The 15,500-nt window shown below is 61.4% G+C and carries 13 protein-coding genes; 6 read left to right on the top strand and 7 right to left on the bottom strand.

The features are described 5' to 3' along the window. The first annotated feature begins 27 nt into the window (after nt 1-27). Nucleotides 28-2,073 (top strand): NADPH-dependent 2,4-dienoyl-CoA reductase, encoded by a 2,046-nt coding sequence (locus GTP45_RS21225; protein ID WP_161015847.1) that lies wholly within the window; start codon nt 28-30, stop codon nt 2,071-2,073. Nucleotides 2,074-2,076: 3 nt separating this feature from the next. Here GTP45_RS21225 and GTP45_RS21220 read toward each other — a convergent pair whose 3' ends face one another. Continuing rightward, nucleotides 2,077-2,853 carry a substrate-binding periplasmic protein gene (locus GTP45_RS21220; protein WP_161015846.1) on the bottom strand — a complete coding sequence of 259 codons (777 nt, stop codon included), beginning with the start codon at nt 2,851-2,853 and terminating at the stop codon, nt 2,077-2,079. A 44-nt stretch (nt 2,854-2,897) separates the two neighbouring features. On the opposite strand from GTP45_RS21220, the gene GTP45_RS21215 reads away from it, so the two are divergent. Next, the gene (locus GTP45_RS21215; protein ID WP_161015845.1) at nt 2,898-3,917 is read left to right on the top strand and encodes a serine hydrolase domain-containing protein; all 1,020 of its coding nucleotides are present in this window, start codon (nt 2,898-2,900) and stop codon (nt 3,915-3,917) included. Here the strand turns inward: GTP45_RS21215 and GTP45_RS21210 are convergent. The 4 genes from GTP45_RS21210 to pdxR all read right to left on the bottom strand — a co-directional run bounded on the left by GTP45_RS21210 (nt 3,904) and on the right by pdxR (nt 8,412). Further along, nucleotides 3,904-4,674 (bottom strand): substrate-binding periplasmic protein, encoded by a 771-nt coding sequence (locus GTP45_RS21210; RefSeq protein ID WP_161015844.1) that lies wholly within the window; start codon nt 4,672-4,674, stop codon nt 3,904-3,906. The two genes, GTP45_RS21215 and GTP45_RS21210, sit on opposite strands and share 14 nt — an antisense overlap. Beyond that, nucleotides 4,674-6,401 (bottom strand): cation:proton antiporter domain-containing protein, encoded by a 1,728-nt coding sequence (locus GTP45_RS21205; RefSeq protein WP_161015843.1) that lies wholly within the window; start codon nt 6,399-6,401, stop codon nt 4,674-4,676. The genes GTP45_RS21210 and GTP45_RS21205 overlap by 1 nt, the downstream gene beginning before the upstream one ends. Before the next feature lie 70 nt (nt 6,402-6,471). After that, the gene (locus GTP45_RS21200) at nt 6,472-6,921 is read right to left on the bottom strand and encodes a carboxymuconolactone decarboxylase family protein (protein ID WP_161015842.1); all 450 of its coding nucleotides are present in this window, start codon (nt 6,919-6,921) and stop codon (nt 6,472-6,474) included. 87 nt (nt 6,922-7,008) lie between these two features. Beyond that, a complete protein-coding gene (gene pdxR, locus GTP45_RS21195) occupies nt 7,009-8,412 on the bottom strand; it encodes a MocR-like pyridoxine biosynthesis transcription factor PdxR (RefSeq protein ID WP_161015841.1) in 1,404 nt (467 codons plus the stop codon). Nucleotides 8,413-8,491: 79 nt separating this feature from the next. Between pdxR and GTP45_RS21190 the strand changes: the two genes are divergently transcribed. Continuing rightward, nucleotides 8,492-8,911 carry a GNAT family N-acetyltransferase gene (locus tag GTP45_RS21190; RefSeq protein WP_161015840.1) on the top strand — a complete coding sequence of 140 codons (420 nt, stop codon included), beginning with the start codon at nt 8,492-8,494 and terminating at the stop codon, nt 8,909-8,911. Beyond that, complete coding sequence (locus GTP45_RS21185; protein ID WP_161015839.1) at nt 8,908-9,429, top strand: FMN-dependent NADH-azoreductase; 522 nt, start codon at nt 8,908-8,910, stop codon at nt 9,427-9,429. Before GTP45_RS21190 ends, GTP45_RS21185 begins: the two co-directional genes overlap by 4 nt. Here GTP45_RS21185 and GTP45_RS21180 read toward each other — a convergent pair. Both GTP45_RS21180 and GTP45_RS21175 read right to left on the bottom strand, forming a co-directional pair. Continuing rightward, nucleotides 9,426-10,547, bottom strand: a complete 1,122-nt coding sequence (locus GTP45_RS21180) for a beta-ketoacyl-ACP synthase III (protein WP_161015838.1) — start codon at nt 10,545-10,547, stop codon at nt 9,426-9,428. The genes GTP45_RS21185 and GTP45_RS21180 overlap by 4 nt on opposite strands. 181 nt (nt 10,548-10,728) lie before the next feature. Next, entirely contained in the window at nt 10,729-12,174 is a 1,446-nt protein-coding gene (locus GTP45_RS21175; RefSeq protein WP_161015837.1) for a S41 family peptidase, read from the bottom strand. Between the two features lie 353 nt (nt 12,175-12,527). Between GTP45_RS21175 and GTP45_RS21170 the strand changes: the two genes are divergently transcribed. Then, nucleotides 12,528-13,109 carry a hypothetical protein gene (locus GTP45_RS21170; protein WP_161015836.1) on the top strand — a complete coding sequence of 194 codons (582 nt, stop codon included), beginning with the start codon at nt 12,528-12,530 and terminating at the stop codon, nt 13,107-13,109. Between the two features lie 110 nt (nt 13,110-13,219). Continuing rightward, nucleotides 13,220-15,448, top strand: a complete 2,229-nt coding sequence (locus tag GTP45_RS21165) for a TonB-dependent receptor plug domain-containing protein (RefSeq protein WP_161015835.1) — start codon at nt 13,220-13,222, stop codon at nt 15,446-15,448. Nucleotides 15,449-15,500: the final 52 nt, after the last annotated feature.

Here is a 15,500-nt window from a genome sequence, read left to right as displayed (position 1 = left end):
AGAGAATTGGGATTTAATGCGGGCATTATGAAAACTATAAACTACCCTCACTTGCTGGCCCCACTCGACCTGGGATTCACCACGCTGCGCAACCGCGTCATCATGGGATCGATGCATACCGGCCTTGAAGACCGCTTTTACAACTACGGCAAACTCGCCGCATTCTATCGTGAACGCGCGCGCGGCGGCGTAGGTTTAATTGTTACAGGCGGCATTTCTCCTAACCGGTCTGGATGGCTGCTACCCTTTGGAGGTACGCTCAACTTCAAGGGCGACGTGATCAACCATCGCCGCGTGACCAAGGCGGTGCACGAGGAAGGCGGCAAGATCCTGATGCAAATTTTGCACTCCGGCCGCTATGGTTATCAGCCGTTCGTGGTGTCGGCGTCGGAGAAGAAATCGCCGATCTCGCCGTTCAAGCCGCGCGCGCTGACCGAGGCTGGCATCGAGACCACCATCCGTGATTACGCGCGCTGCGCCAAGCTGGCGCGCGACGCCGGTTACGATGGCGTGGAGGTGATGGGTAGCGAGGGCTATCTGCTGAATCAATTCCTGTGCGCGCGCACCAATCTGCGTACCGATAAATGGGGCGGCAGCATTGAGAACCGCATGCGCCTGGCCGTGGAGATTGTGAAGCGCATCCGCGCGGAAGTGGGCAATGATTTCATCATCATGTATCGTCACTCGCTGCTCGATCTCGTTGAAGGCGGCAATACCTGGGAAGACGTGGTGACGGTTGCCAAGGCTATGCAGCATGCCGGCGTGACGATTTTGAATACCGGCTACGGCTGGCACGAGGCGCGTGTGCCGACCATCGTGACCTCGGTGCCGCGCGGCGCTTTCACTTCGCTGGCGGGCCGCTTGCGCCTGGAGGTGACGATACCGGTGGTGGCGTCCAACCGCATCAACATGCCGGCGGAAGCGGAAGGCATTTTGCAGCGCGGCGATGCCGACATGATTTCGATGGCGCGTCCGTTCCTGGCCGATTCGCACTTTGTGGTGAAAGCGGCCGAGGGCCGTGCCGACGAAATCAATACCTGCATCGGCTGTAATCAGGCCTGCCTCGATCACACCTTCTCGCGCAAGACCGCCAGCTGCCTGGTGAATCCGCGTGCGTGCCACGAGACGGAGCTGGTGTATGCGCCTGCCGCTCGCAAGCGCCGTGTGGCGGTGGTGGGCGCAGGGCCGGCTGGCTTGTCGGCATCCACCGTGGCAGCAGAATGCGGCCACGATGTCACCTTGTTCGATTCGGCCGACAGCATCGGCGGACAATTCAAGATCGCGATGCAGGTGCCGGGCAAGGAAGAATTTGCCGAGACTATCCGCTACTTCGGCCGCAAGATTGAACTGACCGGCGTGAAGCTTCGGCTAGGCGTGCGCGTGACGCGCGAGCAGTTGCTGGCCGAGGGTTACGACGACGTGATCGTCGCTACCGGCATCAAGGTGCGCAAGCCGCCGATTGAAGGCATCAATCATCCGAAGGTGCTGTCGTACGTGGACGTCCTGCGCGACAAAGCGCCGGTCGGCAAGCGTGTGGCGATTATCGGTGCGGGCGGTATCGGTTTCGATATGGGCGAATTCCTGCTGCACGATACCAGGCATCCATTGCCGCTGGCGCTGGATGTCTGGGCGCGCGAATGGGGCGTGAGCTTTAAAGGCGATACGCCGGGCGGCCTGGTGCCGGCCGAGAATCCAGAGCCGGTGCGCCAGCTCTACCTGTTGCAGCGCAAGGCCTCGCGCCTCGGTGCTGGCTTGGGCAAGACCTCGGGCTGGGTGCACCGCGCGGTGCTGGCGCGAAATGGCGTGGTCATGATAGCCGGCGTGCAGTATGACCGCATTGACGATCAAGGCCTGCACATCACCGTCGGTGGCGAACAGCGCTTGCTGTCGGTTGATAACGTGGTGATCTGCGCGGGACAGGACAGCCTTGCGGAACTGATGCCGAGCGAGGAAGAAGTCAAGGCCAATGTAAGCTGGCCGCGCTTCCACAAAATCGGCGGCGCCGCACTGGCAGCAGAACTGGACGCCAAGCGCGCCATCAAGGAAGGCGCGGAGCTGGCGGCCAATCTGTAGGCCTTAGCAGCTGGAGCCTGCGGCCTTCATTTCATGGAATTTTTGAAGGCCGCGCGATTTGACTAGACGGTCAATCGCATCGTTCAGCACGGGCAGGGTGCTGTTGAACGGCGCCGACTTCGGCACGGCGATCATCATCGGTTCCGCATCGATGGGCTTCCCGGCCACTACCCACTTGAGGCTATCCGGGAACATGCAGTTCAGCCTCGCCTCAAACTGAGACGCACCGAGATAGCTGGGCACCAGCACTGCGTCTACCCGTTTTGCCGCCAGCATCTTCAAGCGATTCGCCAGCGTGCTTGCGTTCTGCTCGACGGCGAACAGCTTGTCGCGGCGCTCCTCGAACTCCGCGCTGTACTTGCCCCCGCTGATGATCGAGATGGTCTTGCCGCGCAAATCTTCCCATTGACGGAACACGAGCGGCGCCTGCTCGGACGACACCAGCCACTGGTTGATGGTATCCAGCGGTTTAGTGAAGTGGAAGACGCGGCTGCGCTCCGGCGTGATGGCCGCGCCATACAGCAAGCCCTCGCCATTCTCCGCCATCAACTGCGCGCGCCGCCACGGATAGGGATGGATGACTAGATTGAGTCCTGATTCAGCTGTCAGCAGGCTGATAATGCCCGGGATGATGGGCGACGGCGGCAGGCCCTTGTTGGGCGAGCCGGGATCTTCCTGGATCAGGACCGGGATTTCAGCAGGAAGATCGGCAGCCATGGCCGATGCGGCTTGCAGCAGATAGACGCACAGTGCAGATTGTCGGAAAACTTTTTTCATCATTGCTTATGATGCCATACTGCAGAAATTGAATAGGTAAATATAGCGTGCAAAAACTTCGGGACTACTTCGAGCAAATTCAGGCCAGCCTGCCGCCTTCTGGCCCCGGTTTTAGTGCTGCGGTCATCCGTGATGGGAAGACAGAGTTCGAGCTTCATCACGGTATGGCGTCGCTGGAACACCAGGTGCCGCTGACTCGCGATTCGGCATACTACCTGGCGTCGGAGTCGAAGCAGTTCACGGCGGCCTGCGTGCTGTCGCTGGTGCGTCAGGGGCGCATCGGCCTTGATGATGATGTCTGCGTGCACTTGCCGGAGTTGGCGCAGTTTGAGCAGCCTTTCCCTTTGCGCAGTTTGCTGAATCATAGCAGCGGCATTCCCGACTATTTCCAATTCCTGCATTGCCAGCTGGGACGGCACGAGGCGGACTACTTCAACAACCGGCTGCTCCTCAACATCATCGCCACGCTCGACACGGTGGAGTGCACCACGCTGAGCGAGCATCGCTACAGCAATAGCAACTACATCTTGCTGGCCGCGCTGATGGAGCGCTTAAGCGGCATGCCAATGGCGCGCTACGCGAAGCAGGTGCTGTTTGAGCCGCTAGGCATGCACCACATGACCTTTGACGATGATCGCTTTAACTTGATCCCGAATCGCGTTTTCAGCTACGAGGCCGATCCAGCGCGCCCGCTTGGATACAAGCAGCACCTCGGCAACGCCAACACGGTTGGCGATGGTGGCGTTTATGGAAGCATCGCGGAATTGACGAAGTGGGAAGTGGAATGGCATCGCCAGTGGGCCGATAAATCGAGCCTCCTGCACGCGATGCTGGCGCCATCGCCTTTCCTGAACGGGACGATTCCCGATTACCGTTTTGGGCTGGAGATCGTGCAAAGAAGCGGCCAAGGCGTGGTATTCCACGGCGGCGCCCTGTGGGGCTTCCGCACCCTGATCGTGCGCTTGCCGCAACTGCGCATGTCGATTATCCAACTGGCCAATTGCCCGGCCGCAGACCCCAGCATGGAGCGTCTCGTGGCCGCGGCTTTAAGTGTCAGCAGCCAGTGATGTTGGCGACGCTGTCGACGGCTTTTTGCATGCTGCCGTTGTTGTGCAGACGCGTGATGGCGCTGTTTAGCTTCGGCAGCAGTTTGCTTAGCTGATTGCTTTTCGGGACGGCGATCAGCAGCGGTTCAAAGCCGACCGATTTTTCCGACACCACCCAGTGGTCGCCTGGGAAGCGGCAATTCAGGCTGGCGCTCAGTTGCGCCGGATTGCGGAAGCTGTCGAGCAGCACCGCGTCCACGCGGTGAGTGCTCAGCATCTTCAGGCGATTTTCAGTAGAAGCTGCATCCTGCTCGATCTTGAACAGTTTTTCGCGCCGCGCTTCAAACTCCGGGCCGTACTTGCCGCCCACGCCGATCGAGATTACTTTGTCGCGCAGGTCGTCCCAGCGGTGGAAGATCAGCGGCGCTTGCGCCGACGATACCAGCCATTGATTGGCGTCGTACACCGGCTTGGTGAATTTGAATACGCGCAGCCGCTCCGGCGTGCTGGCGGCGCCGTACAGCAGGCCTTCGCCTTGCTCCGCCATCACTTGCGCGCGCCGCCATGGGTAGGCGCGGATCACGAGGTTCAGTCCGGTCTCCTCCGCCAGCAGGTTGACGACGGCGGAGATGATGGGCGGCGTCGGTAGCGGCGCGCCGCGCGGGTCGATCGATTCGGCGATGAGGACTGGAATTTCCTTGGTCTTGTCGATAGCTTGGGCAGGTGCCGCATGCAAAAGAACAGCAAGCGCGCAAGGCGCAAAAACGCGTTTCATCATCAGTGTGCGTGACCTTTGTTAGATTGGCTCAGGCTTGCCAGCACGTGTGCGGTCATGCCTTTGGCTAGTTCTTGTTCGCCCATGAAGATTTCGCCGGCACGCTCGTTGCGCAGCAGGTCGGCCTCTTCGTCGCTGTGGGTGCGAACCACGGTTTTGATGTTGGGATTGAGCGCGCGCGCAGTCTCAATCATGGTGCGGACGTGGAAGGTGTCCGGCGTGGCGATCACCAGCATCGATGCGTGCGCGATGTGGGCCTGGATCAGCACTGCCGGCTCGCCTGCGTTGCCAGCCACGGCGTGGATGCCTTCTTTACGCAGTTGATCGACTACCTCGCGGTTCTGCTCCGCGACCACGAAGGCGATGCCTTTTTCTTTCAGCGCTGCGGCGATGCGGCGGCCTACGCGGCCATAACCAACCAGCACCACTTGCCCGCGCAGATGCTCGTGCGGCACCGACATCGGCAGCTCGGCCAGCGGGTCGGCAGGGCGGTCGAATTTCGCCGCCAGCGAAGGGTTGGTGCTGAACCAGCGCTCCAGCGGCTTGGTCACGCGGAACACCACCGGATTCAAGGCGATGGAGATGATGGCGCCGGCCAAGATCAGGCTTTGCCCTTCCACCGGCATCAGCTTCAGCGACAGGCCCAGTGCAGCAAGGATGAAGGAGAATTCGCCGATCTGCGCGAGGCTGGCCGAGACCATCAGCGCGGTCTTGGCCGGGTAGCGCAGCACAATCACCAGCAGGAAGGCGGCCACCGATTTGCCGACTACGATAATCAGCACCACGGCCAGCAGCTTAAGCGGCTGCTCGATCAGAATCGACGGCTCGAACAGCATGCCGACCGAAACGAAGAACAGCACCGCGAACGCATCGCGCAGCGGCAGCGATTCTTCAGCGGCACGATGCGCCAGCGCCGACTCACGCAGCACCATGCCGGCAAAGAAGGAGCCCAGCGCGAACGACACGCCGAAGTAGTGGGTGGATGCGTAGGCGATACCGACAGCCGCCGCGATCACGCACAGCGTGAACAGCTCGCGCGAATTGGTGCGCGCCACTTGCCACAGAATCCAGGGGAACAGTTTGCGGCCAACCACCAGCATCAGCACGATGAAGGCGGCGACCTGGCCTAGCGTGAGGGCTAGTGTTGTCCACAGATCGCCACCGCCACCACCATGGCCGCCATGTGCGTCAACCACTTCACCGCCGAGCGAACCGGCCAACGCCGGCAGCAGCACCAGCATCAGTACAGTGACTAAATCTTCCACCACCAGCCAGCCGACTGCGATGCGGCCATTGAAGCTATCGAGTATGCCGCGCTCCTCAAGGGCGCGTAGCAGCACCACTGTGCTGGCGACTGATAGCGCAAGGCCAAACACCAGGCCGCCACCGATCGTCCAGCCCCAGTAGTGCGCGAGTGCCATGCCAAGCGCCGTGGCGACGGCGATTTGCAGCACCGCGCCGGGCAGCGCCACTTTGCGCACGGCCCAAAGATCATCGAGCGAGAAGTGCAAGCCGACGCCGAACATCATCAGCATCACGCCGATTTCGGCCAATTGGCCGGCCAATGCGGTATCCGCGACGAAGCCCGGCGTGGCCGGGCCGATGATAATGCCCGCAGCGAGATAACCCACCAGCGCCGGCAGCTTCAGGCGCGTTGCAAGATAGCCGAACAGGAGACCGGCTCCCAGTGCGGCGGCGATGGTGGTAATCAGGCTGATATTGTGGGGCATGCGTGCGGGGCTCCTTGGCAAAAAATCTACGGGAAACCCTCAGCGTAGCACATTCGCCCTGCAATTTGACTTAAGCGGCCAATGCGGCCGGTTGCATGCGCATGCTGACGCCGAAACGGTTGAAGGCATTCATCAGCGCCACCGCGACGGTGAGGTCGGCCAGTTCTTGTTCGCCCAGTACGGCCAGCGCTTTTTGGTAGTCGGCGTCCGGCACTTTGGTTTGCTCGACGCGGGTGACGGTTTCGGCCCAGGCCAGTGCGGCTTGCTCCTTGGCGCTGAACAGGGCGGCCGCTTCGTCCCACACCGGCAGCAGGGCGATCTTGTCAATCTTGACGCCTTGTTTCAGCAGGTCGCGGGTATGCATGTCGATGCAGAAGGCGCAGCCGTTGATCTGCGATACGCGCAGGTTGACCAGTTCCAGCAGTTCGGCCGGCAGGGCCGACGACACGTATTCTTTGACAGCGCTGAGTCCTTTGTAGGCTGCTGGTGCAAATTTGAATACTTCGAGGCGTTTGCTCATGATGATTTCCTTCAGTTGGTTAGTTACGATGGAATCATTGTGCGCCCGCATGGACTATCAAAGAAGGGCCATGAATAGCCTATCGCACTAGGCCATGATTTTCAGTATGCGCTTGCCCAGTTCCTGCGCCCTTGTTTTGGTGTCAATGTTGGTAAAGGCCAGCAGCAGCGCCGATGCGCCATGCGGCAGCACGCCGCGTTCCGATAGGGCCAGCGCCGACATCCCGTGTTCGCGCATGCGCGCCGCCAGTGCGCGATCGGTGTGATGGCCTTTCATGCGCAGCACGAGATGCATGCCGCCCGGCTGCGGATCGACCTGCATATGCTTGCCCAGTACCGACGACAAGCCATCTGCGGTGATCTGGCGGCGCTCCGCGTACAGGCGCCGCATGCGCTGGATATGGCGGGCGAAGTGGCCTTCGTTCATGAAGTCGGCCACGATGTGCTGCATCAGCGTCGGCCCACTGGCGGCAAAGGTGCGGCTGATCTCTTCAAAGCGCTGCACTTGCGCCGGCGGCACCACGAGGTAGGCCAATCGGATGGCCGGGAACAGCACCTTGCTGAAGGTGCCGGAGTACAGCACGCGGCCGTTGCGGTCGAGGCTTTGCAGCGCCGGCAGCGGGCGGCTGACGTAGCGGTACTCGCCGTCGTAATCGTCTTCCACGATCCATGCTTTCGACTGCGCTGCCCAATCGAGCAGCGCCAGTCGGCGCGGCAGCGATAGCGAGACGCACAGCGGGCTTTGATGCGCGGGCGTGACGATGGCGGCGCGGGCCTTGGGCGCGGTGGCTACGCCGTGCGACACCATCAAGCCTTCGGCATCCACCGATACCGGCGTGGGCTGCATGCCTGCTGCGCGCAGCAAGTCGCTGGTGGGCGGATAGCCGGGATCTTCGACCCATACGCCGTCGCCCGGTTGGAGCAGGGCGCGCATGACGAGTTCCATGCTGTTGCGATAGCCGTTGGTGATGAAGATTTGCGACGGCGTGCAGTCGATCCCGCGCGACAGTTGCAGGTAGGCGGCGATGGCGATGCGCAGTTCCGGCAGACCGGCCCACGGCGGATAGATCATGTCTTGCGGCCCGGTGGCGCGCACTGCGCGCGCGGCGAGGCGCGCCCACACCTTGCGCGGGAAGACGTCCAGCGCCGGTATGCCCATCTGGAACGGCTTGGTGGAGGAGGCCGCGTCGCCGAGGTTGTCGCGGGCGGCGGCCGGGCGTGGCGTTGGCGATAGCGGCGCGTGGCGCGCCAGTGCTGGCGTGACCACGGTGCCGGCTTGGCCGCGTGCTTCGACGTAGCCTTCCGCCGTCAGCAGCGCATAGGCCGATTCCACGGTGCCGCGTGCCAGGCCTAGTTCCGCAGCCAGGGCGCGCGCGGCGGGAATGCGATCACCCGGTTGCAGCAAGCCGTCGGCGATGGCGCTGCGGAAGCGGGTGTAGATCTGGCGGTAGAGCGGTTCGGCGGCGTTGGTGTCTAGCTGGAGGAAATCCATGGCCTACTCCAAATGTTATTTCATGGCTCTGGGGATTATGCCATTGACGGCCTACGATGGCGTTTTGAAAGGATAAGCCATGAAAATCGTAGAAACAGAGCAGGAGCTGCGCGCCTGCTACGCGGTGATGAAGGAGCTGCGTCCGCATCTCGTATCGGAAGATGCGTTCGTGGCGCAGGTCATGCGTCAGCACGAGCAGAACTACCGCATACTGGCGGTGTGGGATGAGGGGGAAGTGGTGGCGCTGGCCGGTTATCGCTATCAGGAGAACACGGTGTACGGCCGTTTCTTGTACGTCGATGATTTGATCGCGGCGGAAAAGCACCGCAGCCGCCGCTGGGGCGCGCTGCTGCTGGAGAAGCTGACCGTGTTTGCGCAGGAATCTCAATGTGCGCGGCTGGTGCTTGATACGGGATTAAGCAACGTGCTGGCGCAGCGCTTCTACTTCCGCGAAGGCCTGCTGCCCGGTGCACTGCGATTTGGGAAGGTGTTCGCATGAAGAAGATACTGCACATCAGCGCGAGTGCGCGTGGTGAGGAATCGGTGAGCTATGGCTTATCATTGAAAGCGATAGCGCAGTTGCGCGAGCAGCATCCCGATGCGCGTGTCGTACTGCGCGACTTGTGCGCCGAGCCGCTGCCACACGTGGACAGCCTGTACTCCAACACGCTGGCGCGCTACCAGGGCGGCGCGGCGCACGCAGTAGGCCGCTCATCGCTGGCTTGGTCGGATTTGCTGATCGAAGAACTGAAAGCGGCGGATGCCTTGGTGATCGCCACGCCGATGCACAACTTCACCGTGCCATCGTCGCTGAAAGCGTGGCTGGATCACGTAGTCCGCATCGGCGTCACCTTCAACTCCACGTCCGAAGGCAAAATCGGCACGCTGCCCGACCGTCCCGTCTACATCGCCATCAGCCGCGGCGGCCCCCGCGACCGCCAGCCCGACTTCCTGGAACCCTACCTCCGCGCCATCCTGCCGACGATAGGGTTAAAGGACTTGCGCTTCGTCGATTAGATGCGCTTCACCACCACGCAGCCGATCGAGTAGCCGGCGCCGAACGAGCAGATGACGCCCAGCTCACCTGCGGCCATGTCGTCCGAGTGTTTGTGGAAGGCGATTACGGAACCGGCCGACGAGGTGTTGGCGTATTCGTCCAGAATCACCGGCGCTTCGCCCGGCTCGGCGTCGCGGCCCAGCACCATGCGGCTGATCAGCAGGTTCATGTTCAGGTTGGCCTGGTGCAGCCAGAAGCGCTTGACCTGCGGGATTTCCAGACCGGCGTTGGCCACGGTGTCTTTGATCATCTCGGCGGCCATCGGGCACACGTCCTTGAACACTTTGCGGCCTTGCTGGCGGAACAGTTTGTCCGGCTGGCCAACGCCGTTTTCATCGAAGCGGTTCAGGAAGCCGAAGTTGTTGCGGATATTGTTGGAGAAGCTGGTTTTCAGCTTGGTGTCCAGAATCGCCCAGCGGTGCGCGCCCTTGGCGGTCTCGGCTGCTTCAACGATGATGGCGGTGCAGGCGTCGCCGAAGATGAAGTGGCTGTCGCGGTCGCGCCAGTTCAGGTGGCCCGAGGTGATTTCCGGGTTCAGCACCAGCACCGCGCGCGCCTGGCCGCTTTGCACTGCTGCGACTGCCTGCTGGATGCCGAAGGTAGCCGACGAGCAGGCCACGTTCATATCGAAGCCGTAGCCGTTGATGCCCAGCGCTTCTTGCACTTCCACGGCCATCGCCGGGTAGCCGCGTTGCATATTCGAGCAAGCGACCAGCACCATGTCGATATCGGCGGCGGTTTTGCCGGCGCGATCCATGGCTTGCTGGGCGGCGGCCACGCAGATTTCCGCTTGCAGCGACAGTTCGTCGTCGGCGCGCTCAGGGATATGCGACACCATGCGTTTCGGATCGAGGATGCCGGCTTTTTCCATCACGTAGCGCGACTTGATGCCGGAGGCTTTCTCGATGAAGGCCACGCTCGACGGTTCCAATGCCGTCACCGTGCCGTCCGCAATGGCGGCGGCGTTGTCGGCGTTGAACTGTTCAACGTAGGTATTGAAGCACTCGACCAGTTCTTCGTTGCTGATCGACTGCGCGGGCGTGTAGAGGCCGGTACCGCTGATGACGGCTTGTTTCATGATTAAACTTTCAAATTAAGCAAATGGCTAACGCCAATAATGAGGCAAATTCTACACAATATGCCTGCACGTTACCGGAAAATAAAAACTTCGGGGTCAGTTCTGCCAATCGCACACGGGCTCTGCCGTAACAGCCAGTACGGCAGAGCCCGTGTGCGATTGGCAGAACTGACCCCGGTTTTTATTTCTTGGCCAAATCCTTTTTGAGCGATGCATCCACCGACACCACGGTCGTGGCTGGCTTGGCGGTTTGTACCGGCAAGCCTTTCAGGTGGTTCAGCGCCTGTTGCAGCTGGAAGTCTTCGCCGCTGCCATATTCCAGCGGCTTGCGTTTTTTCTCCAGCGCCACGATGCGCAGCTGTTCTTCCAGTTCGTCGCGCTTGGATTTTTCGCCTTCTTGCTCGCGGTCGTTGGCCAAGTGCTTGTCGAGGTCGGCTTCGCGGGTGCGCAGGGCGTTCAGGCCGTCGCCGTCGGCGTATTCATCCACCGGCACGTCCGGCGTGATGCCTTTGGCCTGGATCGAGCGGCCATTCGGCGTGTAGTAGCGCGCCGTGGTCAGTTTAACAGCGGTGTCGGCGGTCAGCTGGCGGATGGTCTGCACCGAGCCCTTGCCGAAGGTCTGCGTACCGATGATCTCGGCCCGCTTGTAATCCTGCAGCGCGCCGGCGACGATTTCCGAGGCCGAGGCCGATCCGGTATTCACCAGCACCACCATCGGCACCCGCTTGACGGCGGCCGGCAGCTTGGCCAGCGCATCGCTGTCGTTGCGCAGCGCGTAGTATTCAGGACGGCCGTAGAAGATTTGCTTTTGATCCGGCAGCTGGCCGTTGGTCGACACGATCGGCGAATCTTTCGGCAGGAAGGCCGCCGCCACACCAATCGCGCCTTGCAGCACGCCGCCCGGATCGTTGCGCAGATCCAGCACCAAGCCCTTGATGTTCGGGTCTTGCTTGTACAGCTCGATAATCTTGGCCGCCATGTCATCCACGGTCGGCTCCTGGAATTGCGAGATGCGCAGCCATGCATAGCCGGGCTCAACCAGCTTGCCCTTAACGCTTTTCTGGTGGATTTCTTCGCGCGTGATGTTGAACACCAGCGGCTCGGCCTCGCCCTTGCGCAGCACGGTCAGGCTGACCTTGCTGTTTGGTTCGCCGCGCATTTTCTTGATCGAGTCGTCCAGCGTCATGCCTTTGACTGGCGTGTTGTCGAGACGGCTGATCAGGTCGCCCGGCTTGATGCCGGCGCGCCATGCAGGCGAATCTTCAATCGGCGCCACGATCTTGATGTAGCCATCTTCGCTCTGGCCGATTTCAATGCCCAGGCCGACGAACTTGCCCTGCGACCCTTCGCGCAGTTCAGCATAGGCTTTCTTGTCCAGATAGGCCGAATGCGGATCGAGCGAGGCCACCATGCCCGAAATCGCCTCGGTCAGCAGCTTCTTGTCTTCCACCGGTTCCACGTAATCGGATTTGATCAGGCCGAACACATCGGCCAGCTGGCGCAGCTCTTCCAGCGGCAGCGGCGGATCCATCGGCTTTTGCGCCATGGCGGAGAATTGCAGCGAGATGGCAACGCCGGCAACCACGCCCAGTCCTACCAGACCGGAATTCTTTAATTTCTTGCCCATGTTTCACCTGTCGAAACGATTTCTGATGGCCACTGCGGCCCCGCAGCCTGCCTGAGTTTGAGTATAAACCTGATTCCCGGCAAACGTAGTAGCCGTCACGAAATGATTTATACCTTTACGAGGTTTTACAACGGTTCGCGTTGACATTTAAAGTACACCAATGCCCGCTTGGTGAAACGCCAAGTTTGCTGTTTTGTATGCAGTGTATCCCTCGCGTTCACGACAGTAAGTATTTGTAAGAAGGACTGTAACAGCGAATTTCGCGTCCTACACTGAACTCGTATTTCTCTCTACCCTGAAGTGGTTTTTGCCAGCGCCCCAAGCGCTGGTTTTTTTTTATCTACGGAGCTTACATGCGATTTCTGCCATTTCCTGTTCGCCGCTTGAGTGCTGCGTTGATCTTGTCCGCGCTGCTGTCCCCGGCCTTTGCGCTGCCGGTGGCGGAGATGCGCGCCGAGGATTACCTGCCGATGGCGTCGGAGCTGAAAAAATCGCTGAGCTTGAACGCCAATCAGCAAACCTTGTGGGCGCAGACGGAATCCAAGACCCGCAAGCTGCTCAGCGAGCGCAAGGCCCGCCGCGAACGCCTGCAAGCGGCTACGCTGGCCGGTGCGCAGGGCGCCAATGTCGAGCTGCGCGATCTGGGCAAGGCGATGGACGAGGAAACCAATATCAGCGCGGCCGAGGAAAAGCAGCTGCGCGAATGGTGGCTGACTGTCAATGATGCCCTGAGTGAAAGCCAGCGCCAAACCGTGGCGCAGATGCTGAGCGAGCAATTGCAGCGCGTGGCGCCCGAGGGCGGCGCCGCACCGCGCCCGGAACGCAAGGAAGAGGGCGGCGAGCATCGCGGTGGCGGCCGGCGTGGCGGCGGCGGTGGCATGGGCGTCAGCGGCGGCCCGGGCGGCGCCAACATCAGCTTGCCGGGCGGCGGCTGATAAGGGTTCCCCCTAGGCCGTGTATCGAAAAGTAAAAAGCAGGCGGCAAGCGGCTTGGCAGCCAGTCATGACGGTAGAATTCCTCCGCAAGAATTCTAACGACTACGATCATGAGCAAATTATTACCGCTTGCCTGGCTGACTTTGCTAGGCGCGGCCAACGCCAGCGCCCAGACCGACAGCGCACCGGCTGATGCCGCGCCGCAGCCCACGGTCAAGGCCGCTGTGGACAAGCAGATGCAGCAGGTCACCATCAGCGGCGGCCGCGCCGACGATATGGCCGAGCGGCGTAATTCGGTGGCGGGCAAGCAGATCTACGGCCGCGAGGAGCTGGATCGCAATGGCGATAGCAATCTCGGCGATGTGCTCAAGCGCTTGCCGGGCGTGACGCTCGGTGGCCGTCCCGGCCGCGGAGGCGACGTGCGCATGCGCGGCATGGGCAGCGGCTACACGCAGATCCTGCTGAACGGCGAGCGTCCGCCGGCCGGCTTCTCGATGGAGTCGCTGTCGCCGGATCAGGTGGAGCGGATCGAAATCATGCGCGGCCCGGTGGCTGAGCACAGCACGCGGGCGATTGCCGGCACCATCAACATCATTCTGCGCGACGGCTACCAGCAGCGCGACAACCAGCTCAAGATTACCGACACCATCGAGCAGGGCCGCCACGCGCCGAATATTTCGCTGACCGTACCGGGCAAGACCGGTAGCCTGACGTGGCTGTTGACCGGCACCATTTCGGGAAACCACCAGCACGATCAAACCGAGACGCACAATCTCGACACCCGCAGCGACGGCCAGGTCAGCAAGGACGAGAACGTTCTCGATCAAACTCAGCGCGAAACGCGTAGCCTGCATTTGACGCCGCGCCTATCCTACAAGTTTGACGGCGGCGATACGCTGAACTTCCAGCCCTTCCTGATGGTCAACCGCAGCGACAGCGACGCGCGCAGCGACCTCACGCAAAACAGCGGCCTCGTGCCCGCATCGCTGCTGCAGCCGCCCGAGTACAACCTCGCGCAGACCAACGCGCACAGCGAGGCCACTTTCTTCCGTGGCTTCGGCAACTGGGTGCACAAGCTGGAAGGCGCGGCCAAGCTGGACGTGAAGTTCGGCTTTGGCAGCGGCCATAGCGACAACGACTCGCTGCGCTACCAGTACGACAACGCTGGCATATTACTGGATCGCTTCACCGACACCGCCACCGTGCGCGACCGCAGCGCCAGCACTGGCGGCAAGTACAGCACGCCGATCGGCAAGCAGCACGGCTTGGCGGCCGGTTGGGATATCGAGCTGGGCCACCGCGAAGAAACCAAGACCTCGGTCGATAAGGACGGCAACGCCCAGTTTGAAGATTCCGGCGACAACCTCACCGCCGACACGCGCCGCCTTGCCGTGTTTGTGCAGGACGAGTGGGATATTTCCTCGCAATGGTCGGGCTACGCCGGTGTGCGCTGGGAAGGCATCCGCACCACCAGCAGCAGCGCCAAGGGCGAGATCAGCAATACCAGCAGCGTACTCAGCCCATTGCTGCACGCGGTGTACCGCATTCCCGGCCACGAGAAAGATCAAATCCGCGCCAGCCTGACCAAGAGCTACAAGGCCGCCAATATTCAAGATCTGATTGCCTTGCCAGCCTTGTCGCGCCTGAACAGCGCTACGCGTCCTGACCGCACCGGCAATCCGAACCTGAAGCCGGAATTGGCGACCGGCCTCGACGTCGCCTACGAGCACTACCTTGGCCGCGCTGGCATCTTGAGCGCCAGCGGCTTCATCCGCGATATCGACGACTTGATCCGCCGCGACATCACGCTGCAAAACACCAGCACCGGCCCGCGCTGGGTGTCGACGCCGCGCAATATCGGCCACGCGCGCACCAAGGGCATCGAGCTCGAAGCCAAGTTCCAGTTGCAGGAGTTGATGGCCGATGCGCCGGCAATTGATTTCCGCAGCAACTACAGCCGCTTCTGGTCGAGCGTGGATGACATTCCCGGCCCGAACAACCGCCTCGATGCACAGCCCAAGCAAACCGCCAACCTCGGCATGGACTACCGCATGAAGGAGGCGCCGCTCACGCTAGGTGGCAGCCTGAACTGGACGCCGGAAACGCTGATCCAAAGCAGCTTGTCGCAGCTGGTCTACACTAGCCGCAAGCGCTCGTTTGATGCGTACGCGCTGTGGAAGTTCAACCCGCGCAACCAGGTGCGCATCTCGGCCAACAATCTGGCGGCCGAGGACGCCATCGGCACGAATACCGTCACCACCAACGGCCTGACCCAAATGGCCAACACCGTCAACCAGACTTACACGGTCTGGAGCATCAAGTACGAAATGAAGTTCTAACCATAAGGACACGCTGTGAAACCACGCTTGCTGACCGCACTGACCCTGAGCC

The sequence above is a fragment of the Duganella rivi genome (assembly GCF_009857435.1).
Lineage (GTDB): Bacteria > Pseudomonadota > Gammaproteobacteria > Burkholderiales > Burkholderiaceae_D > Rugamonas > Rugamonas rivi.
The sequence above is the reverse complement of the archived record's forward strand: the minus strand, read 5'-3'. Positions and strand labels throughout refer to the sequence as shown.